Here is a 25,613-nt window from a genome sequence, read left to right as displayed (position 1 = left end):
TCAATAAAGAAAATTTAGAAGAAGCAGAATGTACAGCAACAGGTTCACCCATTTTAATAGGTAAACTACTAAATCGTTCTTTAATTCAATAAAATTTATACTTGTATTTATTAAAGGTAATTGTTCTACTTCCTTGATATCACTTAATGCCAAAAGATGATCTCTAATTGACATTTTTATAAGAGCAAGAATGAGTAGAGAATTAACAATCCTTTATGGGTCGTTTATTTTTCTGGCACCTGTATTGAATCAAATATAAAACCATGTTATCCCTGAAAAACGTCTTTGCTGCTGATGTACCACGGCCAACTGATCTTACTATTTAAAAGTCCAGGATTTATCGTTTAGTTCATAAAAAACCAAAGTGGTAATTCAAAATTTTAATACTTTTAACTATGAATTTAGATCTGACAGGAAAAAGAGCTCTGGTATGCGGAAGTACCCAGGGTATAGGAAAGGCCACAGCAATTGAACTCGCACTCTTAGGGGCCAGTGTTACTCTGCTTGCACGAAACGAAGAAAAACTTCGGATGGTTTTAAAAGAACTTCCTTTACAGAATAGTCAGTTGCATGATTTTCTAATCGCCGATTTCACAGATCCACTACTTCTTACAAATATAATCGGTAATTATACTGCTAAAAACAAGGTAGATATACTGATTAATAACACTGGCGGGCCAACAGGCGGGCAAGCTATAGATGCTAGTACAGATGAATTTATCAATGCATTTAACATGCATCTGATTTGCAATCAGATCCTTGTTCAGGCAGTCGTTCCCGGAATGAAGAAAAATCATTTTGGAAGGATCATTAACATCATATCTACCTCGGTAAAAACCCCATTAAAAGGTTTGGGAGTATCCAATACCATTCGGGGTGCAGTTGCAAGCTGGGCAAAGACCCTTGCATTGGAACTAGGACCTTTTGGAATTACTGTTAACAATGTCTTACCCGGATTTACCATGACCGGCAGACTGGAATTCCTGATCAATTCAATCGCACAAAAAGAGGGTAAAAGTACGGATGCGGTAAAAGATGAAATGATCAGCACAATTCCAGCAGGAAGAATTGCCGATGCCGCTGAAGTAGCGGCAGCCGTCGTTTTTCTTGCAAGCCCTGCTGCATCTTATATAAATGGCATCAATATACCTGTAGATGGCGGAAAAACGCCTTCATTATAGACCCTTAATTCATTAGCCAATGAACCTGCTCAACACCATTCAGCATAACATTTTAATAGCGATTACAGTCTGTTTTTGGTTAGCAGGAATATCCTCATTAGAATTAAGCAGCAGGTCAAAATATCAGAATAAAGAAGCTGAAATTATTGCTGCAAATGCCAAACCAAAATTAGTTTCAAACCAGTTCAAATTTACCGAAGGCCCAGCAGTTGATAAAAAGGGGAATGTATTTTTTACCGATCAGCCAAACGATAAAATATGGAAATACAGTACCGATGCACAATTAACTGTTTTCCTAGATAAAACTGGTCGATCAAACGGAATGTATTTCGACAAAAAGGGCAATCTGCTAACCGCGGCCGATGAAAAAAATGAGCTCTGGTCAATAAGCCCTGATAAAAAAATAACAGTTCTTTTAGATAATTATCAAGGAAAGCTTTTTAATGGTCCAAATGACCTATGGATCGACCCAAAAGGAGGTATCTATTTTACAGATCCTTATTATCAGCGCCCCTACTGGGAAAGAAAGAAATCTGAGTTAAACGGACAGTATGTTTATTATTTAGCGAAAGGAACAACAGTGCCAGTTATTGTTGACAATGATTTGGTACAACCAAACGGAATTGTAGGTTCGGCTGATGGTAAAAATCTTTTTGTTGCAGATATAGGCGATAAAAAAACCTATAAATACGAAATCTCCAAAAATGGAACGTTAATAAACAGAACATTATTTGCAGAAATAGGCTCTGATGGAATGACGCTTGATAATAAAGGTAACTTATATCTTACAGGCCGTGGTGTGACTGTTTTTAATTCGTCAGGTAAACAGATAGAACATATCGAAATTCCTGGTTGGACTGCCAATGTTTGTTTTAGCGGGAAAAAGAGAGATGTACTGTTTATAACAGCAAACACAGCAGTGTACACCTTACAAATGATTGTAAAGGGTATTTGATAAAGTTCATCCATAAAAAAGCCCTTTAAGAAAAACTTAAAGGGCTTTTTTATGTTTTTAAACCTTTTATCCGGCAGGTGATGCAACTACTTCACCTTTGATATAAATTACTTTAATCGGAGTTTTTGCATTTGACCTAATGGTTAAGCCCTTACTAAATGGTGCAAGAGCAGCTGCATTATAGGTAACAGTAATTGTTCCTGATTGACCTTTTAAGATTGGCGTATTGGTGTATTTAGGAACGGTACATCCACAAACACTTTCTATATTGGTTATGATTAATGGTTCATTACCAGTGTTTGTAAACTTAAACTCAACACTAACAGGTTTACCCTGTGGGATCTTTCCAAAATCATGAGTTTCCTTTTCAAACTTAAATTCAGCCTTTTCTTCAACTTTAAATGCGGTTACAGATGCGAATAAAAATACTACGCTACAAAGAATGATTAACTTTTTCATAATTATTTAATTGTTTTTTAATGTCAATAAAGCATGCATGAACTTAAAATATTTCGTTTTGCGAGCATTATGCTCATGCAGGATTTGTAAAAATTTAACAGCTTTTGGTTTACAATTTCAAATATCCGACAACTATTGGAATCGGTATAAATGAAATTGGAATTTTCTAAAAGTAACAAAATTAATAATTTAAGTGCTGAGAATTGAGATTTTCAACAATTGTTATTCAAATGTTACCTGCGAAATTGCTAAACCATACAGAATTTATCAAGCGCTGATGATAAGATATCATTAAAATAACAAGAAAAATCTTCGAAAATTTCTAAATGGCAAGCCAATCCTTTACCCCCATTGAGCGGTAAAGGATATTGATCATGCAGCTATTAAAATCTTCTTTCTGGTTTTTTATCTTCAGAAATCCGAACACCTATTTTTCGGCCATACAATTCTGTTCCGTCAAGCGCTTCAATAGCTTGTTGTCCGGCAGCCTCATCATCCATTTCAACAAAACCAAAGCCCTTACTGCGGCCACTTTGTTTATCGATAATCAACTTCACAGAAGTAAGTTCACCGTATTTTTCAAAAATTTCTCTTAATTCACCTTCATCTACTTTAAATGGAAGGCCTCCAACGAAAATATTCATATGTTTATTAATTGTTTAGTTTCATATTATTGATTTACCAAACCCTGGTAATAGGGGTGTTTATCAATCCTCGTAATTTCAGGATCACCTATGGCTGTTAATACACGTCGGGCACCTACCAGTGTCCTGGATTGAAAATCATCATAATTCTTTGAGCTGCTGATCATACTATTGATCCTGACCAGCCCGGCAGCCTGAATAAAATCACCATTGCCAATATATATCGCTGTATGGGTAACTCTCCTGTTCCGTTTATCACCTGCAAAAAACAAATGGTCGCCAGGTATCAAGTTCTTCAATGCCTTTGAAATGCTTAAGGTATCATTCTCAAGTATATCTACTTTATCGCCAACCAGAGCCTGCTGCGATGCATCTCTTGGCAGTACAATTCCATTGAGCAGATAGCTAGTTTTGGTGAAACCACTGCAATCCATCCCCTTGATAGAAGTTCCTCCCCATAAATAAGGAATACCCAGAAAATTACGAGCAGTTTTTAATAGCTGCTCGGCAGTAGGATCAGGACGATTTTTCCAAAGATCAAAAGATTGAGCTCTTTTTATAGAAATGTAGGCAATACGTTTATCAGGAAATTGAATTTTATAGAATCCATTTGATTCCGATAAAACTTGTAAAATATTGCCTGCAACAAGATCAGAAATGGTTAAGGATGATTCAGATGGTTCAGAATATGCAAATCCAAACAGGTCTGTATAAACTACCTTTTCTGCTGCCTGCCAGTTTTCGAAATCTGTCTTATTCATTGGAGTAACTCCGCCGATTTCAGTCCAGCTTAAATAATTATCGGGAGTGCGAACAAAAAAATGACCTTTTTCCCTCTTTAAAATTTTTACCGGAGTTCCTAAAGTAGCCTGAGTAGCCATCTCTGCTGCATGATTTGGAGCGTATCGGGTATTGATCACAGAAAGGTTGGCAATACCATAGATCTTTCCTTCCAAATTTTTAGCGGGCAATAACTCATCGTTAATGATTGCTAATATATTTTCTGATTTCAATAGAGCTCTTAATTCCTGAATTGCTTCAGCCTTAGTTGCCTGTAAATTGAATGTTAAAGGTTCAGTTGTTTCAAGTTTGAGCTGAAAAAATTCTGTTCTTTTATCAGGCGCATATTTTTTTTGAATCTGGGCCGATAGCTCATTCACACGTTTGATCAGTATAGAATCAGGCAGGGCAGCTTCTAAAGACAAACTGAAAAATAGTGTCAGCGCAATTAAAAAAAGTTTTTTCATACAAAAATAAGTCGAAAATAGTTGTAGTCATGTTAAGACTACAACTATTTCAATTATCATTTAATTCATAAATTTAAACAAAGAATATTAAAAAATAATTAAAAAAGCATGGTTATTACCTTTTTGTATGCCTGCATTTAAGCCTTCAATTTTGAACCGAGCAATTCTTAGAAAAATTTACTTTAAGTATGAATTTGCTTTAGCCAATCTATCAGAGATGGATATTTATATGTAAATTTTAACTCTTTTCCAGTTCTTTCACTAGAAATGAGTTTCCACCTAAGCTTTTCGGAGATGAAAGTTGGTGGTTCAAGTTGTTCAGCTCTTGCAGCTAAGTCGTAAAACTCTTCTTTGCTAGGATGAGATGGAGAACAACCAACGTATACTCCTTCTGCAGTTTCAGAATCTATCAAACAATTGATCAGACCGATTACATCATCCTGATGGATCATGTTTACTGGTGCAAGTCCGTTTGGAACTTGTGTTTTACCTGCAAAAAATCTTCCTGGCATTCTTTTTGGCCCAATCAGGCCAGATAGCCTTAATAAAATCACCTTCATATCCAGGCTTGATAATATGTCTTCGGTTTCTTTAATAACCATCCCTGATTCTGTTTCAGGATTTACCGTTGAGAATTCAGTCAGGGTAGAATTAGAATCAGGATAAACAGACGTAGAACTTATAAAAATGAGTTTTGAAACCTTACTTATTCTGAGTTGATCTGCAATGGTTATAGCCATTTTGCGGTAATTGCCAATACCATCAATGCTTCTTCGTCCTGGTGGTATAGAAATGATAAGAATATCTGCGTTAAGAAAGTCATGCAGATCCGGGTCAATGCCAGATGTACTAAATTGAATTAGAAATGGGTCAATGCCTACTTCTCTAAAAATGGCTAATTTATCTTGGCTTGTTGTACTTCCTTTTACCTGAAAACCTCTTGAAATAAGGTTGATAGCAAGCGGAAAACCTAGCCATCCGCATCCTAATAAACTTATTTTTACTTTATTTTCCATTTTGTGATAGTTCAAAGGTACATTGATTAATCCTTAATTCTATTTTGCATTAGGTTTGAAACAAGCTAATCTGAAAAAACAGATCGACATCAAAAGAACAAAATTAAGAATAGCACTACTAGGATTAATTATAACTGTAGCCACCTTACAGTTGCAAGATTCTTGAATGTAAGTTGTTATATATTGGATAGTTTAATTTTTCAAGAACTGCATTCATGCTCATTTAAACGATAAATGACCGCATCTTTAATACATGGGAACCCAGTTCTTGATCGCCAATTACTTGCCAGTATTGACTAGACTCTTGAATAGCAATGCCGTTTGAGAATAGCATCCAGGCAATATTCTGATCAATGTAAACATGTGCATCAGCCTTGCTTTCTGTAAAGGTAAATTCCCATTGATCTAGCCTTCTAATTATTGACCATAGCGAACCAGAATCTCCTACAATCTCAACAGAAATTAGGGTATCAAGTGCAGGGTTGAGGTCTCTAAAATGATCGGGTAATGCCTTCATGCATATCTGCAAAAATGGGCTATAAAACTGTTTTTCAAGCAATGAATGAGCTCCCACAGCCTGTCTGATCTGCTGTTGGTGCAACCATCTTTCAGTATATTCTCTGGCAATGTCAAAACGATTGTCTGAAACAAATTCACCAGCCCAGGAAACTGGAAATAGTGCATTGCCTGCAGGATCCAAATCCTTCAAATAAAGGTACAATTCGTCTTGAACTATTTTTAGTTGTGAAATTAAAATCTCAGGGCTTAGCTTTTCGTAAGCGCTAAGCCATTCAGTATTAAAATAATTAAGATATTCTAAAATTGGACCCTTCTTATTTATATCTGCCCTCGGCATTTGATAGGCATCACGGCCAATCGACAATCTTCTTATCGTAGCTTCTAGTATATGTGCTGCAATATCTTTTACCCTCCATTTCTTACAAATTGTATCCTTTTGCCATTGCTGCGGGCTCAAACCCGATAGCACTTGGAGCAGTAAGGAATCAAGTTTAGGGAAAAGTGGCAATACATCAATCATGTAATCAAAGGATCTTTTTGAACCATTTTAACAATCCACCCTTATTGCCATATGGAGGATAAGCCAATTTACTGAAATCGGTACCGGACTGAAACATCACCCCACGCTCATGAGAAAAAGCCTTAAATCCATAGAAACCATGACAGCTGCCATGGCCACTATTGCCAATGCCACCAAATGGAAGATTAGGATTAGAAATATGCAAGACCACATCATTTACACAAGTACCTCCTGAAGAGGTTTGTCTGATCGTATCCTGAACTATTGAATCTGATCCAGAAAAAATATATAAAGCCAATGGTTTTGCCCTTTGATTAACCAAATCAATCGCTTCTTGAATAGAAGAATAGGTAATTACAGGCAAAAGGGGTCCAAAAATCTCTTCCTGCATGATTGCAGATGAAAGTGATACCTTAGTTAAGATAGTGGGTTCAAGCGTATGATCTTGATCGCTGTCTGCGCCACCTTTCACGATGCAAGCCCCATCTTCAACGGCCTTATTCCTCAAATCTTTTAAGCGATTATAATGCCCTGAGCTAATAATCTTTCCATAACTTGTTCGATCAAGAATATCGTTTTTACGATATAGTTGATCAATTTTTTGTGAGGCGAGCCTAATAAAATCCTGCTCTTGTTCAGCTTTAACTAAAACATAATCAGGAGCAATACACGTTTGACCGGAATTCATAAACTTTCCCCAAACTATCTTTTCTGCTGCTTTCTCCAGATTAGCATCTTGGGCAATAATTACCGGCGATTTACCACCCAATTCAAGTGTTACCGAGCTTAGGTGCTTGGCTGCAGCTTCCATGATCACCTTCCCAATTTTCGGGCTTCCCGTAAAAAAGATATGGTCGAATGGTAATTTTAGTAAAGATTCAGATAAATTGGCATCACCTTCAAAACAAGCAACTTCCTTGCTTTCAAAATGACCATTGATCAATTTTGTGACCAAAGCAGCGGTTGCACTACTTAATTCTGAGGGTTTGAGCATGGCTGTGTTCCCTGCAGCAATGGCTGAGACCAGCGGAGCCATGAGCAACTGAAATGGATAATTCCATGGTGAAATGATCAGAGAAACACCTTTAGGCTCGTAATATATTCGGTTTTTCGTGAATAAGCTGCTCATACTTGCTGAAACCCTTTTGGGCTTCATCCAACAGGAAAGGTTCTTTATGGCAAAATCTATTTCAGCATAAACAAAATAAACCTCTGTTAAAGCGGCTTCAAATTCACACTTACGCAAGTCTTTTTCAAGTGCATCAAAAATCAGCCTTTCATTATCCTGAATCAGAATTTTTAGCTTTTTGAGCTTTTCCTTTCGCTCATCTGATTTGGTATTTCTTAATATTAAGCTATGAGCCTTTTGCTGATCAAATAAATGGTTTAGGTTTTCCTGCATAGGGGATAATTAAGGATTAAAAGCAAACGAATTTGATATTTAAAAATTCAAGACAGGATGTTTCTGATCAAAGTCTGTTGCTTTTTGATAGGCCTGGGCAATTTTCAATAGTTTTCCTTCGCCAAATAACTGTCCGGTAAAGGTAATGCTTGCCGGCAAACCATTTCTGAAACCATTAGGTAAAACTACGCAGGGATGCCCACTTAAATTTGTGGCCAGTAAATTTTGTCCAAATGCTGGTGCTATAAAAACATCAATACCCTTCATTGTTTTATTGAGCTGCTCAATAAGTATAGTTCTTGCTCTGTTAGCCTGAATATAAGTTATAGCTGGGATAAAATGAGCTGACCTGAAACCACTTGGCCAGGCATTTTTATCCTGCTTGACCATCAGATCGTCACGATTCGACAAGGTTAGCTCCTCAAAAGCAGCGCCCGATTCAGCAGCAAGAACAATGATCAAATCTCTGTAAGGCAATACCGGGAGTTCAATTGGAACCATCTCAGCTCCCATTTCCTTTAATTTTTTAAAACTCAAACTGTCATTTGCTGAATTAGCATATTTTCTATTGAATTCTGATGGGATATAGCCGATTCGAAATCCCTTCAAGCTAGATCCAATGGGCGAGCTGTAGTTGAACGGTGCTGAAATCAAGCTCAGGTCTTTATCATCTGTGCCCTGAATAGCGTTGAATACGATGGCACAATCTTCTACACTCCTGGTTATTGGACCAAGCTTATCCATACTCCAGCTTAAAGCCATTGCACCATATTTACTTATTCTTCCAAAACTTGGACGCAATCCGGTTGTACCACATTCTGAAGAAGGAGATACAATAGACCCAAGAGTTTCAGAACCAATCGCAAAGGGCATACATCCTGCCGCTACTGCTGAAGCAGATCCGGCTGAAGAACCGCTAGACCCTCGTTTCAGATCCCAAGGATTTTTAGTTTTTCCACCAAACCAAACATCACCCATTGCTAACTCGCCCAAGGTCATTTTTGCGATTAGTATTGCGCCAGCATTCTCCAATTTAGTAATAACGGTTGCATCCACATCAATTATCTGATCTTTATAAGGAACTGAACCCCAGGTTGTTTTGTATTCCTTTACTGCCAGCAGATCTTTTGCTCCAAAAGGAATTCCATGTAATAATCCCTTGTACTTACCGGCGGCGATCTCGGCATCCGCTTTTTTAGCATTCCTCAAAGCGCGCTCCTCTGTGATTGTGATTGCAAATTGTAATCTTGAATCAAATTTTTTGATCCTCTCAATAAAAAAGCGGGTCAATTCAACAGAAGAAATTTGTTTGGTACGTATCAGTTCAGCTAATTGACTGACTGTAAAAAAAGCCAGTTCATCTTTCAATGCAGGCAGTTTCAAATTCGCTTGAGTAGATGCCTTAAAATAGTTTGTTTGGTCTGGAAATTGATACGCTACCGGAAGAGGATTAAAATTTAAAGCCGGTGAAACCGAATTAGGAATATTTAATTTGCGTATGGCTACCATACTCTTTCGCTGCCCATCTAGGTCAGTGAGCATTGAATCGGCTTCTATATCGGTAAAATCTAGCCCCATAATTTTTTGGGCTTGTTTAACCAATAGAATAGTGATTTTTTCTTCTTCTGCCTTTTGGGTGATAAAACCACCAAGAGTAAAACTAATTAAACATAACAAGGCGATGATACTATTTCGGCGCGTAATGAGTTTCATATAAGGTTATTTATGGTTGAGCATAAAATTAATGAAAGAAACAGTAAATTAAGCCCTTAGATAATATTTAATATGATAGGTCGAATTTCCAGCATTTTTATGCTGCTGATTACATGTATTACTTTACAAGCACAAACCACAAAAACCGGTGTTTTGGTGATTGGAAATACTCCCGAAGCTGTTGCAGCATCTATACAATCTGCACGCTCAGGTGCAAAGACTATTTACCTAACACAATCCTCATCAGTTAGTGCACTATTTTCTACAGAAGATCTACCTTTTATAAAAAATATAAAAAACCATTATTCTCTGAAAGAAAGAAGGAGATCAAAGACCAAAGACTCTCTCATTGCTATTCCTGTAATGCTTAACCAAGCTTCAAGTCTAATTAAGGGAATAAGTGATACCGTTAATAATTTGACCATTAATAATAACACTATGGTTGATGAGATTAAAAAAGATGGCAAAAGCTGGGAAATCAGATTAAAAGGTGGACAAAAGATAAAAGCAGATGTTGTAGTAGATGCAACCGAAAATCTTTCCATTGCGACTATGCTAGGAATAGATTCAAAAAAAACTATGGTAATTACTGGTAATACTATTAATCCCTTTGAAAATAAGCTATACAGAAGTTCAGTTGCACTTGGCTATCAAGAAACTGGTTCTTTTTTTACTATCCCGCTGGGAGCATTGATTCCTCAGGCTGTAGAAAATTTAATTATTATTCCTAAACAAAGCGGTAAAATAAGAGTGTCAAGAATGCCGGCCGGACAAGCAGGAGGTACTATAGCAGCCTATTGTGCCTTCTTTAAAACAAGTACCAAGACCATTAATGTGCGTGTTGTTCAGGGCGAGTTACTTGCATTTGATGCATTGCTGATACCATATGCAGATATTGAACTGAAAGATCCTAATTTTCTTGCTTTTCAACGATTAGGCCTTAGCGGACTTGTAAAATCTAGTTTTTTAAACGGAAAGATACAATTCGACACAGCCGGCCTTGTAAGAGCAGAAGATCTAAGAGGCTCAATGAGAGAATTTTACACAAGAAGTCAACTTTGGTTTGCCGACAATAAAAAAGATACCTTAACTATTAATGATGCCATCAGCCTGTTTAAATTTATTGCTAACAGAGGAAATGAGCTAGATAAAGAAATTGAAGATGGATGGAAAGTAAGCTTTAAACTAAACAGCATATTTGATCCAAAAAGAGCTATAAACAGAAAAGAGTTTGGTATTCTGGCTGATAAATATCTTCAACCCTATAATATTCGAGTAGACCTATCCGGTAATTTAATGAAATAACCTAATAAAATTCAATGTAAAATTTAAAGCAGTTAGGATGAAAAGCTTAAAAACACTTTTATTTTTCTTTGGGATATTGTTAATCAGCAAATCCTCTCTTTCACAGTGCCTTAATAATGAGGTTGTTAAAGCAAATATGGTTGTTAATTGGGAAAGAGCTAAAGCCTATACCAAAGAGTATATTGATGCTATGCCAGATGAAGGTATAAATTTTAAACCTATGCCGGATATTCGAAGTTTTTCCGAGCAAATGTTGCACATGTCGCAGGGAACAATTGGCATGATTACGAGTGGTACCGGGGCCGAACCCATATTTCCAGAAAAAGTTCTTGAAAAAATGGATACCTATAAAAATAAAATAACATTGACCAAGATTGTTATGGCATGTTATGATTATGCGATAGAATCCATAAAAACTATGGATGCTTCAAAAATGGATAACCTGGTAAAACGGGGAAATTATGAAACAGACCAATTTGGGTGGTTAAATAAGGCCTTTGAACATCAAACCCATCACCGTGCTCAAACAACAATCTATCTTAGGTTGAAAGGTATTAAACCACCCAATGAAAAGTTATTTTGATGAATAGCATACGATTATCTATTCTATACTACCAGAAATCAACTACCCAGTTTTATTAAGATTTCTTGGTTCTGCTATTCAAATTTTAAAAGAGATAATTTTTATCAGCCTGTAAGTATGTATTGCGTTTTATCCGAGCTTGTTAATCAGTTTATAATTGGAATGGCGCCCAAATTGCTCCAATAAAAGGGGGGCATGAAGACAAGCATACCTGAGAGATGGAATAATTGCGTTTGAGGCTAAAGTTGGTCAAGGAAAATTGTATGCCTTCGAACCAGAAATTACCTTCAGGGCACAAATGCATGGCACATTTATTTACTATTTAATCAATTGTATGCTGTTGCTGAAAAATAAAATTCAAAATTTGAACAGGATTTCCAAATAAATCAATGTAGTTAAATTATTTCAGTAATTTAATCGACTGAAACCAACCAATTAATTTCATGAATAATATTTCCAAGACCATTGTTTTGATACTGGGTATTTTTCTCTTTTACGGAGAAACATATGCGCAAGATTACAGCAATTATGCACAGGTATCCCAACGGATAAATGCACTATCTAAATCTTACCCAGCACTGCTTAAAGTAAAATCCCTGGTCAAAACATTTGGTGGTAAAGACGTCTGGATGCTTACTATTGGCAATGGCCAGACTGAACAAAAGCCCGCCATTGCCATTTTTGGGGGTGTTGAAGGCGCTCACCTTCTGGGCACAGAACTTGCCCTTGGGTTTGCCGAAAAACTCTTAAATGCTTCATCTCAAGATAGTATCAAGAACTTATTGGTAAAAAATACTTTTTATGTTTTCCCCAACATGAGTCCGGATGCTACTGAACAGTATTTTTCACAGGCTCGTTATGCTCGTAGTGCTAACGCTCGTCCAACAGATGATGACCGGGATGGAAAAATAAACGAAGACCCATTTGAAGACCTCAATAAAGATGGAAAAATAAGCTGGATCAGAGTGGAAGATGCAACCGGGAAATACAGATCAAATCCTGAAGATCCACGTTCTATGATATTGGCTGATCCAGGAAAAGGAGAAACCGGTAAATATCTTCTCTTTTCAGAAGGGCTTGATAACGATAAAGACGGAAGTTTTAACGAAGATGGTGAAGGTGGCGTTCATTTTAACAAGAATATGAGTTATGCTTATCCCAATTTTATTCCGGGATCAGGAGAACATATGGTATCAGAAAATGAAAACCGGGCCTTATTGGATAATTTGTTTGAACTATTCAATATTCATTCATTAATTACTTTCGGACCTTACAATAATTTATCCGTACCCATAAGCTTTAACGCGCCAGCTGTTGCAAAAAGAGTGATTAGTGGTTATTATGAAGCAGATGCAAAAACAAATGCACAGGTTTCTGAACTATATAATAAGATAACAGGTTTAAAAGATGCACCAAAAAGCAGTTCTGCTGGTGGCGATTTCGCTCAATGGGCCTATTACCACTATGGCAGAAATAGTTTCAGTACGCCGGGCTGGTGGGTTCCAAAAGCAAAGGCAGATACCGCAAAAAAGGAAAAAGACTTAAAGATTGAAGACCCAGTTTCTAATTATTTAAGATGGTCACAAAACGAAAAAATTGAAGGCAACTTTACAGCCTGGCAAAAGATTGATCACCCCGATTTTCCTGGAAAAAATGTTGAATTAGGAGGTATTGATCCTTTTGCATTACTAAATCCTCCATTTAACCTAGTTGAAGGTCTGGTAAAAAAGCATTACGCTTTTATTCTGGAATTAAGTAAAAAAATGCCCGCAATCGACTTGATTAATGTTAAAAAAGAAAAATTGAGCGATGGGCTTACAAGGGTAACCGCCACGATCATAAATAACGGAGCCATGGCCACGCAAACAAAGGTTGGGGAACGTAGTTATTGGGTAAAAAAGATCAGCGTTAAATTAATTCCATCAGCAAATCAAAGCATTATTAGCGGGCGAAAGAACCAGGTGTTAAATGCAATTGAAGGAAAGGGAAATACAACACTGACCTGGCTGATTAAGGGATCAGGAAAACTTAGCATTGATGCTGGCAGCCCTACAAGTGGCTCAAAAAGCATTGAATTAGCCTTGTAATATTCCGCGATTGATCTTCTACAATTAATAAAGAGAAAACATGAAAAAATTCATAAAAAATATACTTTTTACCTTTCCAATTCTTGTATTAGGCTCTGTATTATTTGCACAACAGCCTGAACAAATTATGAAGGCGTCTGGAAGTCCGGCAAATCCAAAAGTGCCAATGAGCTGGAACCGCTATAATGATTATGCAGCAATCACTGAAGTTTGCAAAAAATTAGCGAAAGCCTACCCTAACCTTGTCAAAGTGGAATCGATGGGTAAATCCTTTATGGGGAAAGAGATGTGGGTAATGACTATTTCAGACTTTAATACGGGTGATCCTTCAAAAAAGCCCGCCATGTACATTGACGGAAATATTCACTCGAATGAAATTCAGGGCAGTGAATTTGCCTTGTATACTGCTTGGTACCTTGCAGAATCATTTGCAGACACCAAGTATATCCAAGAACTTCTGGCAGATAAGACCTTTTACATTGCTCCTACTATTAATCCGGATGCCCGAGATAACTTTATTCATGCTGCCAACAATGCAAACTCACCGCGCTCAGGCATGATACCTGTTGATAATGACCGAGATGGTGCAATAAATGAAGATGGTTTTGATGACCTTGATGGTGATGGACATATCGTTTTCATGCGTCGAAAAAATCCAAATGGCCGTTTAAAAGCTGATCAGGATGATCCAAGAAGAATGATCAGTGTAGGGGTTGATCAGCAGGGAGAATATGAATTACTAGGATATGAAGGTATTGATAATGATGGGGATGGAGATGTGAATGAAGATGGCGAAGGATTCTATGACCCTAACCGTGACTGGGCATGGAACTGGCAACCAAACTATATACAGAGCGGTGCATATAAATATCCATTTTCATTACCTGAAAACCGGTCAATAGCTGATTTTGTAATGAAACATCCTAATATTGCCGGAGGCCAATCCTATCATAATAATGGAGGAATGATCTTGCGCGGCCCCGGAGCTTTAGAAGATCTAGACACCTATAATTCTCAGGATATTCAGGTGTATGATGCATTGGGAAAGAAAGGTGAAGAGCTGATTCCTGGATACAAATATTTAGTAGTATATAAGGATCTGTATTCAGTATTTGGCGGTGAGCTTGACTGGTTTTATGGAGGGCGGGGTATTTATACATTTTCCAATGAACTTTGGACAAACTTTTTAATGTATAATAAGGCTGGAGATAGTAACTCGCAAACCACGCAATATTCATTTGACCGCAACCTGCTTTTTAATGATGCCTTTGTGAATTGGAAAGCATTCAAGCATCCTCAGTATGGAGATATAGAAATTGGCGGATTTAAAAAATCTTTTGGTCGTTTACATCCGGGATTTCTTTTAGAGAGCGATGCACACCGTAATATGTCATTCACTTTGTATCATGCCTACCATACTCCAAAGCTTTCTGTAGAAGAGGTCTCTGAAAAAGATCTTGGCGGAGGTTTAAAGGAGGTAACTGCAGTAATTGCCAATAAGCGTTTGATGCCAACACATTCCAGTCAAGATCTGAAATATAAGATTGAAGTGCCTGATATGATCAGCCTGACCGGCTCGAAAGTAATCGCAGGCATGATTGTTAATAATCGAGACCTCAATATTACTACCGAACAAAAGCATGATGCACAAAATATCAGGGTTCCAAATATTCCCGGAAACAGCACGGTTACAGTGCGCTGGATTGTTCAGAATACCGGAAAATATACTGTAAATGTAGCTAGTAAAAAGGGCGGAATTGCAAGTAGATCTAATCCCTAAACTGAATGAAAGCGATTAACATTATTACGGTTTTACTAGTAATCAGCACCTCAATCTATGCACAAAATGATAAAACCTTTTTAAAAGATTTAAAAACACTAGAAGGCAAAACCTTTTTCGGAAAAGCCATTTACATGCCTGATACCATAAGTAAAAATGATTTTTGGGGTAAAAAACTAAGTTTTACTATAGTAAAGGGTAAAAAATCTGAATTGCGGATGCCTTTTCAGGTTGGTGAAAACAAATCGCGGACCTGGGTTCTCAGCAAAACCAAAAATGGATTACAGTTAAAGCATGACCATCGCCATGATGATGGGAGTATGGATAGTATTACAAATTATGGAGGTGATTCAGATATAAAAATAAGTACTTCGCTGACTCAATATTTTCCGGCAGATGAATTTACTTCAAAACTAATTCCCGCAGCAGCAACAAACCGCTGGATCATGGAATTTAGTCAAGATAAAAAGAAGTTTTACTATATACTTGAACGCAATAATATACTTCGGTTCAAAGCCGAATTTTATTTAGAAAACTAATACAAAATATTATGAAAAAACTATTATTCATCTTTTTGATTACTGGATATGTGTCTGCAAATGCACAAGATCTGGGTACCCTAAGTGTAGAAAAGATTATGCGCGATCCTAAATGGATGGGTGTATCACCAACAAATATTCAATGGGATAACAATAGTCGTACAGTTTACTTTAACTGGAATCCCGAAAGAGTAAAAGAAGAACCTCTTTACCAGATCGCTATAGATAACCGGAAACCACAACAAACATCGGATGACTTAAAAAAATCATTAAACAAAGGATCTTTAAGCTATTCGAAAGACAGATCAAAAATTCTTTTTGAACGCAACGGAGATATTTTTATCCGTAATGTAAGTACTGGACAAGAAAGCACACTGACAAGCACATTAGACCGGGAAAATAATCCTGTTTTTAATTCGGATGAAAGTAAAGTAGTATTTCAACGTGGCGACAACCTATTCAGTATGGCATTAAATGGCGGAACACTTGTTCAGCTAAGCAACTTTACCCGTACAAGGAAACGTCCAGAAGCTCCATTGAACAAACAGGATCAATGGCTGAGACAAGACCAAGTCAATGAATTTGAGATCATAAAAAAGAGAGAAGAAGACCGTAAAAACAGGGAAGAAAAAAACAAGGCCGATGCAATAAAGGGGCCAAAAGAATTCTATTTGGATGAGCGTAGTTTTCTAATGAGTGTTCGTCTGAGCCCTGATGAAAAATACATTGCCTTTCGTTTAATGAAACGCCCTGAAGGAAACAAAAATACTATTGTTCCAAATTATGTCACTGAAAGTGGTTATACCGAAGATATCAATGGGCGCACCAAGGTTGGCAATTCATTGGCTGCTAATGAAAGTTATGTTTACGACATAAAAAGAGATACCATCTATCCAATCATTACCACTAATATTCCGGGAATTAAAGACCTTCCTGACTATGTAAAAGACTATCCCAAACAACTCGCAGAGCGCACAAAAAAGAATGAAGACCGTAAGGTTTCGATCAATGGTCCATTTTGGAACGCAGAAGGATCGCAAGCAGTGGTTGTAGTTTCTTCTTTAGACAATAAGGATCGATGGATCATGAAACTGGATCAGGCCAGCGGAATGCTCTCTCTGTTAGACCGTCAGCGTGATGAAGCATGGATTGGCGGGCCAGGCATTGGAGGATTTTTTGGCGGTGCCAATATTGGATGGCTAGATAGTAATACTATATACTTTCAAAGTGAGGCCACTGGATATTCACATGTTTATACATTAAATGTGAGTTCGGGCGTTAAAAAACAGATCACATCTGGAAATTATGAAGTGCAGAGTCTGCAACTATCGATTGATAAGAAGAGCTTTTACTTAAGTGCAAACATGGAGCACCCAGGTATCACCCACTTTTACAGAATCCCGGTACAAGGCGGAGCATCTGTAAAACTAACTTCAATGAAGGGTGGAAATGAGGTTAGTCTTTCGCCCGATGAAAAATGGCTGGCCATCAGGTATTCTTCTTCCAATAAGCCATGGGAGTTATTTATCCAGGAAAACAAAGCTGGAGCAAAAGTTGAGCAGATCACTAATTCTTCAACTCAAGAGTTTAAATCTTATGCATGGAGAGAGCCTGAAATGGTAAAATTTACCAACCGTTATGGATCAGATGTGTATGCACGTGTTTACAAACCTGAAAAACCAGCTCCATCTAAACCAGCAGTGGTATTTGTTCATGGTGCCGGATACCTTCAAAATGTTCATTATTGGTGGAGTCAGTATTTTAGAGAGTATATGTTCAATAATTTATTAGCTGATAACGGTTATACCGTGATTGATATTGACTACACAGCCAGTTCAGGCTATGGTCGTGATCATCGTACCGGCATCTATCGTCATATGGGTGGAAAAGACCTGACAGATCATGTTGACGGAGTAAAAATGTTAGTTGAGAAATATGGAGTTAATCCGGAGAATGTTGGAATTTATGGTGGATCATACGGTGGTTTTATGACCCTGATGGGATTGTTTACTACGCCCGAAGTGTTTAAATCTGGTGGTGCTTTGCGTTCTGTTACTGACTGGGCTCATTACAACCACGGTTATACCGCCAATATTCTTAATGAACCGGCAAACGATGAAATAGCATACAAAAAAAGCTCACCAATCTATTTCGCCGAAGGATTAAAAGGAAACCTGCTGATGGCCCATGGAATGGTTGATGTAAATGTTCACTTTCAGGATATTGTCAGATTATCTCAGCGTTTGATTGAGCTAAAAAAGGATAACTGGGAACTTGCGGTTTATCCGGTTGAAGATCACGGCTTTATTGAGCCTTCGAGCTGGACAGATGAGTATAAACGTATTTTTAAGCTGTTTGAGAGTACCTTGAAAAATAAGTGAAATTATTAAAAAAGCAGGTTTAAAATCTGTATAATTTCTAAAAATAGAACTCAAATTGTTGAAAACTTATTTGAGAAGAATAATGAAAATTTGTAATTTTATAAAATAAAGGTTAATCAAACTTAAGGCATTTGTTCAACGAATAGTGAAACGCCTCTCATTCATGCAGAGATTGCACGATGAGAGACGGATAAAAGCTTTAAGCTCTACAAGTTTTTAATTGTAATTTTGGGGAAGCGGTCAGATAGTCAATATCTGATCGCTTTTTTCATTAAAATCTCTCGGCCAATCATGGTCTGCAAAACCCGGCAAGTAAATTTTTTGTGTTATCCTAATTAAACATTCTTTTTTGGTTATTTTCGAAATTCATACCTCATAAATTATGAATTCACGCAAATTAGGATTTAGTATTCTACTGTTTATACCCTTATTTGTTACCGGGCAAACATCAGTGCAGTATAACTCTGCAGAGATCAAACTTGGACTCAAAAAATTGAATGTACTGGGTTCTGCATTATATATTGCAGCACATCCGGATGATGAAAACACCAGACTCCTGGCATTTCTGGCCAAAGAAAAAAAATATAGAACCGGATATCTATCCCTGACCAGAGGTGATGGCGGCCAAAACCTCATTGGAAATGAACAGTCAGAATTACTGGGGCTAATACGTACCCAGGAATTACTTGCTGCAAGAAGAACAGATGGTGCTGAACAGTTTTTTTCTAGGGCTATTGATTTTGGATTCTCCAAACATGCCGAAGAAACCTTTCGTATTTGGAATAAGGAACAAATTCTGGCTGATGCTGTTTGGGTAATTCGCAAGTTCAAACCTGATGTGATTATCACACGCTTCCCAGAAGACACACGTGCCGGTCATGGTCAGCATGCTGCATCGGCTATCATCGCCCGCGAGGCATTTATTGCGGCAGCAGATCCAAAACGTTTCCCTGAACAACTAAAATTTGTGGAGGTTTGGTCGGCGCAACGTATTGTTTGGAACACCTTTAATTTTGGCGGATTAAACACCACTTCGGATGATCAACTTAAACTGAATGTTGGTGCATTTAACCCCCTAATTGGTAAAGGATATGGAGAAATTGCGGCCGAAAGCCGGACTCATCATAAAAGCCAGGGTTTTGGAAGTGCCCGGCAGCGCGGACAAGCTGTAGAATATTTTATTCATACAGCAGGCATTTTATCAAAAAACGACCTATTTGAAGGGATAAATTCTCAATGGAGCCGTATCCAAGGAGGTGAAGAAATCGGGAAAATGATTCATGCCGCAGATCAGAATTTTAACTCTGATGAACCGTCGGCTTCCGTGCCTGCCTTGGTCAGGATCCTAAAGGCTATTGAAGGTTTACCCGAAGGTTATTGGAAAGAACAAAAATCCAAAGAATTAAAAGATCTGATTGCAGGAGCCGCCGAACTATGGTTTGAGTCGTATACTTTACAGGCCATACAAGCATTGGGAGATAGTATCAGACTGCGTTCTGATATAGTTCTTCAATCCAAATTGCGCGTTAAATTGCTAAGTGTAAACACACAAAAACAGGATTTTGATTTGAAGGAAGGAGTATCAAAAAGTGTTCAAAGCAGTGTAATTGCAAAAGAGATCACAGAACCTTACTGGCTGTTCGAAGATCATCCCATGGGCATGTACAAAATCGATGATCAGCTGTTAATTGGCCATCCTGAGAAGCCCAGTTCTGCAATAATTAGCTTCAGTTTCAGAATTGAAGATCATGAAATTTCATATCAGCTCCCCGCAGTTTATAAATATACTGATCAGGTTCGGGGTGAAGTTTATCAGCCTTTGATCATTGCTCCGGCTGTTACAGCCAGTATCACAGATAAAGCCTATGTATTTGTGGGAAACACCAGCAAAAGCATCACGGTTGTTCTTAAAAGCTTTCGGAATAATTCTCAAGGAAGTATAAGCCCGCGGGTACCACCGGGATGGAAAATTGAACCGCAACAAATAGTGTTTAATCTTCCAAAAAAAGGAGACGAAAAAACAGTTCAGTTTACAATCAGCCCTAGCGATCAAGCTGAATCCGGAAAATTTTCATTACACGTTCAGTTGGCAGGACAGACATTTAATCGGGCTCACCGGATTATTAATTATGATCATATTCCAATTCAAAATCTTTTTCCGCTCGCTGAGGCAAAAATAGAACGGATAGAACTTAAAACCGGGGGTAAAAAGATTGGATATATTGCAGGAGCAGGCGATTTAATCCCTGAGTCACTACAACAAATTGGTTACCAGGTTAATACGCTGTCCGAAACCGAAATAATGACTACCGATCTCTCAAATTACGATGCAATCATCACTGGGGTGAGGGCTTATAATGTTAATGAAAGATTAACCCTCATGCAGCCAAAACTGATGGACTATGTGAACAGGGGTGGCACGTTCCTAGTACAGTATAATGTAAATAATCCTGTTCTGGTACAAAATATAGGACCCTATCCGTTCAAAATATCACGCGACCGAGTAACAGAAGAAAATGCAGTGGTCACATTCCTTGACAAAGACCATCCAATATTGAACTACCCCAATAAGATCACTCCAAAAGATTTTAATGGCTGGATTCAGGAAAGAGGTTTATATTTCACAGCTGATGCTGATCCAAAATATAGTCGTATTTTAAGTATGAATGACTCTGGAGAGCCTGCAAAAGATGGATCATTACTGGTTGCAGAATATGGTAAGGGAAGATTTGTATATACTTCACTCGTATTTTTCAGAGAATTACCTGCAGGAATACCCGGTGCATATAGATTATTTGTAAATTTGATCACTAATAAAAAATAAATGAAAACCGAAAAAAGTAAAACAAGCAATAGTATTTATTATATTATTCCAGCTGTATTATGTGGCGTATTTACAGCATGCGTAGTTTCTGGAACCGTATTCCATATGGTATTGGGTGCAGTATTTGGACTTCTTTCAGCAGGATTCTGGAGCAATGTTGTTCAAAAAAATGAAGAAGCCTAATCAGGAACATATTCCTTTCTTTAAAACCTGGAATCAGTTTTATTATCTTCTGATCATATGGCTGTCTGTTCTGATTGTATCCTGCTATCTGTTCACTAAAACTTTTGAATGAGCGGGATAGATTGGATAGTACTAGTTGCAACCCTATTTATAATTGTAGCTTATGGCATTTATAAAAGCCGGGGTACAAAGAACATCGATGGTTATCTGCTTGGGAATAAATCATTTCCCTGGTATAGTGTAACGCTTTCGGTGATGGCCACTCAGGCCAGTGCCATTACTTTTCTTTCTGCTCCAGGACTGGCATTTTCATCTGGAATGTCATTTGTACAATTCTATTTTGGACTGCCTTTGGCAATGATTGTACTTTGTATTACGTTCGTGCCCATTTTCCACAAACTAAAAGTTTATACCGCTTACGAATTTCTGGAGAAACGCTTTGATCTAAAAACAAGAGCGCTAACGGCTTTTCTATTTCTTGTACAGCGCGGACTTTCAACCGGAATTACCATTTATGCTCCATCAATTATTCTGTCAACAATCCTAGATATTGACACTACCTATACTACGCTGTTCATTGGCGGGCTTGTGGTTACTTATACCGTTTATGGTGGTACAAAAGCAGTATCTTATACTCAAATGCTCCAAATGACGGTCATATTCTCAGGCTTGCTGGTTGCTGGAATATTAGTTGTTCAACTGCTTCCTGAAAGTGTCGGATTTGGAAAAGCCCTTCAAATAGCTGGTAAAATGGGGCGTACCAATGCCATTGATTTTTCTTTTGACTGGAACAATCAATACACAGTTTGGAGTGGTTTAATTGGTGGCTTCTTCCTGCAATTATCTTATTTCGGAACCGACCAAAGCCAGGTAGGACGGTATCTTACAGGCTCATCGGTAGCACAGAGTCGTTTGGGCTTATTGATGAATGGCCTGGTAAAGATCCCAATGCAGTTTCTGATCCTGCTTATTGGTGTACTAGTTTTTACATTTTATCAATACACTCAACCGCCGGTCTTCTTCAACAGTTATGAATTAGGAAAATTAGAAAAAAGTGCATACGGGAAAGATCTTGAAAAAATCAAAGCAGACTATTCGGATGCATTTATTAAGAAACAGGCCGAGATACGCCAGCTAGAACTGGCACTTGATGCTGAAGACGAGCAGGCCATAAATGCCCACAGGATAATTCTCGAAGCGGCCGACAAAAAAACAAAAGCGATCAGGCAGCAAGCGGTTGACCTGATGAAAAAGAACGATCCTGAAGCAGAAACAAATGATAATAATTACGTGTTTCTAAGCTTTGTAACACGCTATCTGCCACAGGGCCTTATTGGATTACTAATCGCAATCATCTTTTTGGCATCTATGGGTTCAACAGCCAGTGCTTTAAATTCGCTGGCTTCAACCACCGTAGTGGATATCTACAAACGCCTGATCAATCAAAATGCTTCAGATGAAAAATACCTTTCTGTATCCCGATGGATTACCATCATGTGGGGGCTATTAAGCCTCCTTATGGCACTTTTTGCAAGTAAGATGGGTAATCTGCTCGAAGCAGTTAATATTTTAGGGTCGCTGTTCTATGGCACGATACTCGGGATTTTTGTTGTTGGCTTCTACCTGAAAAAGATTGGAGGCTCTGCAACATTTATTGCAGCCTTAATCACTGAAGTAATCGTATTCAGTTGCTGGATGATGGATGTCATGGCTTTTCTATGGCTCAATGTGGTAGGGTGTGTACTCGTTGTTCTGATTGCAAGTATTCTGCAGCGATTCAAAAAAAATGCTTTGGAAAAACCTACGATCTAAGGATTCACCCTAGGACTCTTACGCTTACTTAAAAACCCATCAAAAAGATATAAGGCCACAATAAGATCTGCGAAAAAGAAGATGTTTATCAGCGTGCTGTTTAGATAGTTAGATGTATCAATTTCAGGCATTTTATACTCAGGCATATCAAAACTAGTTTGCCGGGTCCAGTCGATCTGATAAAATAAAACACCAAGCAGAGCAGTGATCGTGATCAGAAAAAATGCGGTAATTCCATAAATGACCCTCTTATCGATCAATGATTTAACTGAACCAGGAACAGCCTCCAGCTGGATCTTTTCCATTACATTTCTATTGAAACTCATGGAAGGTTCATCCAGGTCCAATGACGAAACAGTCAGATGTATAGATCTCAATTCTTCGTACAAGGCACGAAATTCAGAATCAGATCCGATCAATAGTTTGGTGAATTCTCTTTCCTCCTCTGTTCCTGTTCCATCCAGATAGTCCCATATTCTCTCTTCAAGATTGTTCATATTAATTCCCTCACTTCCTGATGTAATATATTTTCAATTTTTTCTTTCAAACGATGTCTTGCTCTATGTAATTTCACTTTTACCGTATTGGCTTCCATTCCCAGGGTCTGTCCTATTTCTTCCAGTGATTGTTCGCCCTGGTAGAAAAGGGTAATGATTGCCGCATCATCAGGCAAAAGCCGGGAGATTGCCAAATTCACAAACACCATTTTGGATTTATGTTCCACCTCATTTGATGACAGATCTGAAATCCGGCCTTCCAGTTGAATAATGCTTGATTCATCATCAATAGATTGAGTATCAAGCCTCTTTTTCCTGAGGAATGTCATGGATGTAGTATAAACAATCCTATAAAGCCAGGTACTGAATTTGGAGGTCTGTTTAAAGGTATGTAAAGCACGGTAGGCCTTAATAAAGCAATCCTGTGCAATTTCCTCAGCATCTTCACGGCTTTTTGTAAACCTAAGGGCAAGCGTGAACACAAACCGCTGATGACGCTTGATAAGTTGGGCATAAGCCTGCTTATCGCCTTCAAGCACCTGGCTAATTAACTCTATATCTGATTTATTCTCTTGCATCGATCATCCTCTCTGACGCCAGTTTATTGATAGAGGTTACATCATCCTACATGAATATAAATTAAATTTTTCAGGCAGGAGTGTAACCTGATGCGAAAGCTTGTTGTCATAGTTTTCAGATTCGACGATCTGCAAAGAAATTTTTTAATTATTAACCCTATTAAACTTGATAGCATGGAATTTTTAATACCAATTTTACTGGGCCTTGGCCTTTTCGCTGCCATATTCGGAATCCGTTATCTGCAGAACAAAGAAAACATGCTGATGATTCAGAATGGAATGGATCCGGGAGTACGCAGGCCGGTTGGTCCGTCATTTACTGCACTCAAAGTAGGCCTCTTAATGATAGGTTCGGGACTAGGACTGTTTCTGGCATTTGTGTTAGACAACACAATTTTAAATTTCAGGCAGGGAATTGATGAAGATAACCCTGCCATATATTTTTCTCTGATCGCGATATTCGGTGGATTGGGTCTGTTTATCTCGCATTTGATTGAGAAAAAATCAAACCAGGAAAAATAAAATTTTTGATGTAAGTGACAAGCCATTCAATTGGGATTCGATCCTGCTTGAGTGGCTTTTTTATGTTTTGGGTATTATCGCCACTGTCAGCCTACTGATGCAATTCATTTTTCCTCTATCGTCATAGAGCTTAATATCCCAGACATGGGTTTTACCACCGATATGGATGGGTGTACAAATACCCGTTACAAATCCTGATTTTACAGGTCTGAGATGATTTGCATTGACCTCAAGTCCTACACCTATATATTTATCAGAGTTGATGACCATATTTGAAGCCACACTACCCAGAGATTCAGCCAGAACTACCGAAGCGCCGCCGTGCAGAATACCATAAGGCTGATGGGTCTTTTCGTTGACAGGCATGCTCGCTGAAATAGAATCATGACCAATCTCTGTGAATTCAATTCCTAAAAGATCGCCAATATGGCCTTTGGGACGCTCATTAATTTCCTCAACCGTATACTCTCTTGACCAGATCATAAATACCGTTGCTTCAAAATAGCAACATGATGGTTTACATGCCCGGCCATAATAAAAATCAAAGCTCGCACACTGATTGGTTTATCATTTGAAATTCCAGATCGATCAATCTCAATTGCATTCAGCGATCTGATCAGATACATATTAGCCTTTCGCAAAGCGGCAAACTCATCTGCCAGGTTTTCTAAACTCCTGTCTGCAAAATGAGCATTGGCTACATAGTCATTTTCTTCAAAACCCGGAAGCGGGGTAGCATCATTTCGGGCAATGCGCAAGGCACGATAAGCCATTATCCGTTCAGTATCAATCACATGACCGGCTAGTTCTTTTATTGTCCATTTTCCTTCGGCATAGGCAAAAGAAGCCTTTTCTGCGGGGATGCT

23 protein-coding genes are annotated in these 25,613 nt (G+C 38.0%); 12 read left to right on the top strand and 11 right to left on the bottom strand.

Annotated elements, in window-relative coordinates:
• The first annotated feature begins 395 nt into the window (after positions 1-395).
• Positions 396-1,181: an SDR family oxidoreductase gene (locus ACIQZ6_RS04895; RefSeq protein ID WP_395808773.1), complete on the top strand. Its 786-nt coding sequence runs from the start codon at positions 396-398 to the stop codon at positions 1,179-1,181.
• A gap of 19 nt (positions 1,182-1,200) precedes the next feature.
• A complete protein-coding gene (locus ACIQZ6_RS04890; RefSeq protein WP_395808771.1) occupies positions 1,201-2,136 on the top strand; it encodes an SMP-30/gluconolactonase/LRE family protein in 936 nt (311 codons plus the stop codon).
• A 66-nt stretch (positions 2,137-2,202) separates the two neighbouring features.
• Here the strand turns inward: ACIQZ6_RS04890 and ACIQZ6_RS04885 are convergent, their stop codons facing one another.
• From ACIQZ6_RS04885 to ACIQZ6_RS04855, 7 genes are all read right to left on the bottom strand, one after another.
• Complete coding sequence (locus tag ACIQZ6_RS04885) at positions 2,203-2,595, bottom strand: DUF1573 domain-containing protein (protein WP_395808769.1); 393 nt, start codon at positions 2,593-2,595, stop codon at positions 2,203-2,205.
• Positions 2,596-2,978: 383 nt separating this feature from the next.
• On the bottom strand, positions 2,979-3,239 hold the full coding sequence (locus ACIQZ6_RS04880) for an RNA recognition motif domain-containing protein (protein ID WP_395808767.1): 261 nt from the start codon (positions 3,237-3,239) through the stop codon (positions 2,979-2,981).
• A gap of 26 nt (positions 3,240-3,265) precedes the next feature.
• The gene (locus tag ACIQZ6_RS04875; protein WP_395808765.1) at positions 3,266-4,486 is read right to left on the bottom strand and encodes a C40 family peptidase; all 1,221 of its coding nucleotides are present in this window, start codon (positions 4,484-4,486) and stop codon (positions 3,266-3,268) included.
• Positions 4,487-4,668: 182 nt separating this feature from the next.
• On the bottom strand, positions 4,669-5,502 hold the full coding sequence (locus ACIQZ6_RS04870; RefSeq protein WP_395808763.1) for an SDR family NAD(P)-dependent oxidoreductase: 834 nt from the start codon (positions 5,500-5,502) through the stop codon (positions 4,669-4,671).
• 223 nt (positions 5,503-5,725) lie between these two features.
• Positions 5,726-6,541 carry a maleylpyruvate isomerase N-terminal domain-containing protein gene (locus ACIQZ6_RS04865; protein WP_395808761.1) on the bottom strand — a complete coding sequence of 272 codons (816 nt, stop codon included), beginning with the start codon at positions 6,539-6,541 and terminating at the stop codon, positions 5,726-5,728.
• A gap of 4 nt (positions 6,542-6,545) precedes the next feature.
• Positions 6,546-7,943: an aldehyde dehydrogenase family protein gene (locus tag ACIQZ6_RS04860; protein WP_395808759.1), complete on the bottom strand. Its 1,398-nt coding sequence runs from the start codon at positions 7,941-7,943 to the stop codon at positions 6,546-6,548.
• A 39-nt stretch (positions 7,944-7,982) separates the two neighbouring features.
• Entirely contained in the window at positions 7,983-9,656 is a 1,674-nt protein-coding gene (locus ACIQZ6_RS04855) for an amidase (RefSeq protein WP_395808757.1), read from the bottom strand.
• Positions 9,657-9,755: 99 nt separating this feature from the next.
• Here ACIQZ6_RS04855 and ACIQZ6_RS04850 point away from each other — a divergent pair, with 99 nt between their 5' ends.
• The 9 genes from ACIQZ6_RS04850 to ACIQZ6_RS04810 all read left to right on the top strand — a co-directional run bounded on the left by ACIQZ6_RS04850 (position 9,756) and on the right by ACIQZ6_RS04810 (position 23,150).
• The gene (locus ACIQZ6_RS04850) at positions 9,756-10,961 is read left to right on the top strand and encodes an FAD-dependent oxidoreductase (protein WP_395808756.1); all 1,206 of its coding nucleotides are present in this window, start codon (positions 9,756-9,758) and stop codon (positions 10,959-10,961) included.
• A gap of 37 nt (positions 10,962-10,998) precedes the next feature.
• Entirely contained in the window at positions 10,999-11,544 is a 546-nt protein-coding gene (locus ACIQZ6_RS04845; protein ID WP_395808754.1) for a DinB family protein, read from the top strand.
• Between the two features lie 443 nt (positions 11,545-11,987).
• Complete coding sequence (locus ACIQZ6_RS04840; RefSeq protein WP_395808752.1) at positions 11,988-13,631, top strand: M14 family metallopeptidase; 1,644 nt, start codon at positions 11,988-11,990, stop codon at positions 13,629-13,631.
• A gap of 40 nt (positions 13,632-13,671) precedes the next feature.
• Positions 13,672-15,411, top strand: coding sequence for a M14 family metallopeptidase (locus ACIQZ6_RS04835; protein ID WP_395808750.1), 1,740 nt, complete (start codon positions 13,672-13,674; stop codon positions 15,409-15,411).
• Positions 15,412-15,416: 5 nt separating this feature from the next.
• Positions 15,417-15,950 carry a hypothetical protein gene (locus ACIQZ6_RS04830; RefSeq protein WP_395808748.1) on the top strand — a complete coding sequence of 178 codons (534 nt, stop codon included), beginning with the start codon at positions 15,417-15,419 and terminating at the stop codon, positions 15,948-15,950.
• An 11-nt stretch (positions 15,951-15,961) separates the two neighbouring features.
• A complete protein-coding gene (locus ACIQZ6_RS04825) occupies positions 15,962-18,331 on the top strand; it encodes a prolyl oligopeptidase family serine peptidase (protein ID WP_395808746.1) in 2,370 nt (789 codons plus the stop codon).
• A gap of 382 nt (positions 18,332-18,713) precedes the next feature.
• On the top strand, positions 18,714-21,155 hold the full coding sequence (locus ACIQZ6_RS04820) for a PIG-L family deacetylase (RefSeq protein WP_395808744.1): 2,442 nt from the start codon (positions 18,714-18,716) through the stop codon (positions 21,153-21,155).
• Positions 21,156-21,338 carry a hypothetical protein gene (locus ACIQZ6_RS04815; protein ID WP_306550879.1) on the top strand — a complete coding sequence of 61 codons (183 nt, stop codon included), beginning with the start codon at positions 21,156-21,158 and terminating at the stop codon, positions 21,336-21,338.
• Between the two features lie 108 nt (positions 21,339-21,446).
• Positions 21,447-23,150: a sodium:solute symporter gene (locus ACIQZ6_RS04810; protein WP_395808742.1), complete on the top strand. Its 1,704-nt coding sequence runs from the start codon at positions 21,447-21,449 to the stop codon at positions 23,148-23,150.
• Here ACIQZ6_RS04810 and ACIQZ6_RS04805 read toward each other — a convergent pair.
• Both ACIQZ6_RS04805 and ACIQZ6_RS04800 read right to left on the bottom strand, forming a co-directional pair.
• On the bottom strand, positions 23,147-23,647 hold the full coding sequence (locus ACIQZ6_RS04805; RefSeq protein ID WP_395808740.1) for a hypothetical protein: 501 nt from the start codon (positions 23,645-23,647) through the stop codon (positions 23,147-23,149). The genes ACIQZ6_RS04810 and ACIQZ6_RS04805 overlap by 4 nt on opposite strands.
• Positions 23,644-24,225, bottom strand: a complete 582-nt coding sequence (locus ACIQZ6_RS04800) for an RNA polymerase sigma factor (RefSeq protein WP_395808738.1) — start codon at positions 24,223-24,225, stop codon at positions 23,644-23,646. Before ACIQZ6_RS04800 ends, ACIQZ6_RS04805 begins: the two co-directional genes overlap by 4 nt.
• A 174-nt stretch (positions 24,226-24,399) precedes the next feature.
• Here ACIQZ6_RS04800 and ACIQZ6_RS04795 point away from each other — a divergent pair, with 174 nt between their 5' ends.
• Positions 24,400-24,747, top strand: a complete 348-nt coding sequence (locus ACIQZ6_RS04795; RefSeq protein WP_395808736.1) for a DUF6249 domain-containing protein — start codon at positions 24,400-24,402, stop codon at positions 24,745-24,747.
• 60 nt (positions 24,748-24,807) lie between these two features.
• Here the strand turns inward: ACIQZ6_RS04795 and ACIQZ6_RS04790 are convergent, their stop codons facing one another.
• Both ACIQZ6_RS04790 and ACIQZ6_RS04785 read right to left on the bottom strand, forming a co-directional pair.
• Positions 24,808-25,230: a hotdog fold thioesterase gene (locus ACIQZ6_RS04790; protein ID WP_395808734.1), complete on the bottom strand. Its 423-nt coding sequence runs from the start codon at positions 25,228-25,230 to the stop codon at positions 24,808-24,810.
• Positions 25,227-25,613 (bottom strand): DinB family protein (locus ACIQZ6_RS04785; protein WP_395808732.1); only part of this gene is annotated, 387 nt, incomplete at its 5' end. The genes ACIQZ6_RS04785 and ACIQZ6_RS04790, both read right to left, overlap by 4 nt.

Origin of the sequence: Daejeonella sp. (assembly GCF_044348475.1) — a bacterium.
In the GTDB taxonomy this organism is placed as follows: Bacteria; Bacteroidota; Bacteroidia; order Sphingobacteriales; family Sphingobacteriaceae; genus Daejeonella.
This window is presented reverse-complemented; position numbering and strand designations above follow the sequence as displayed.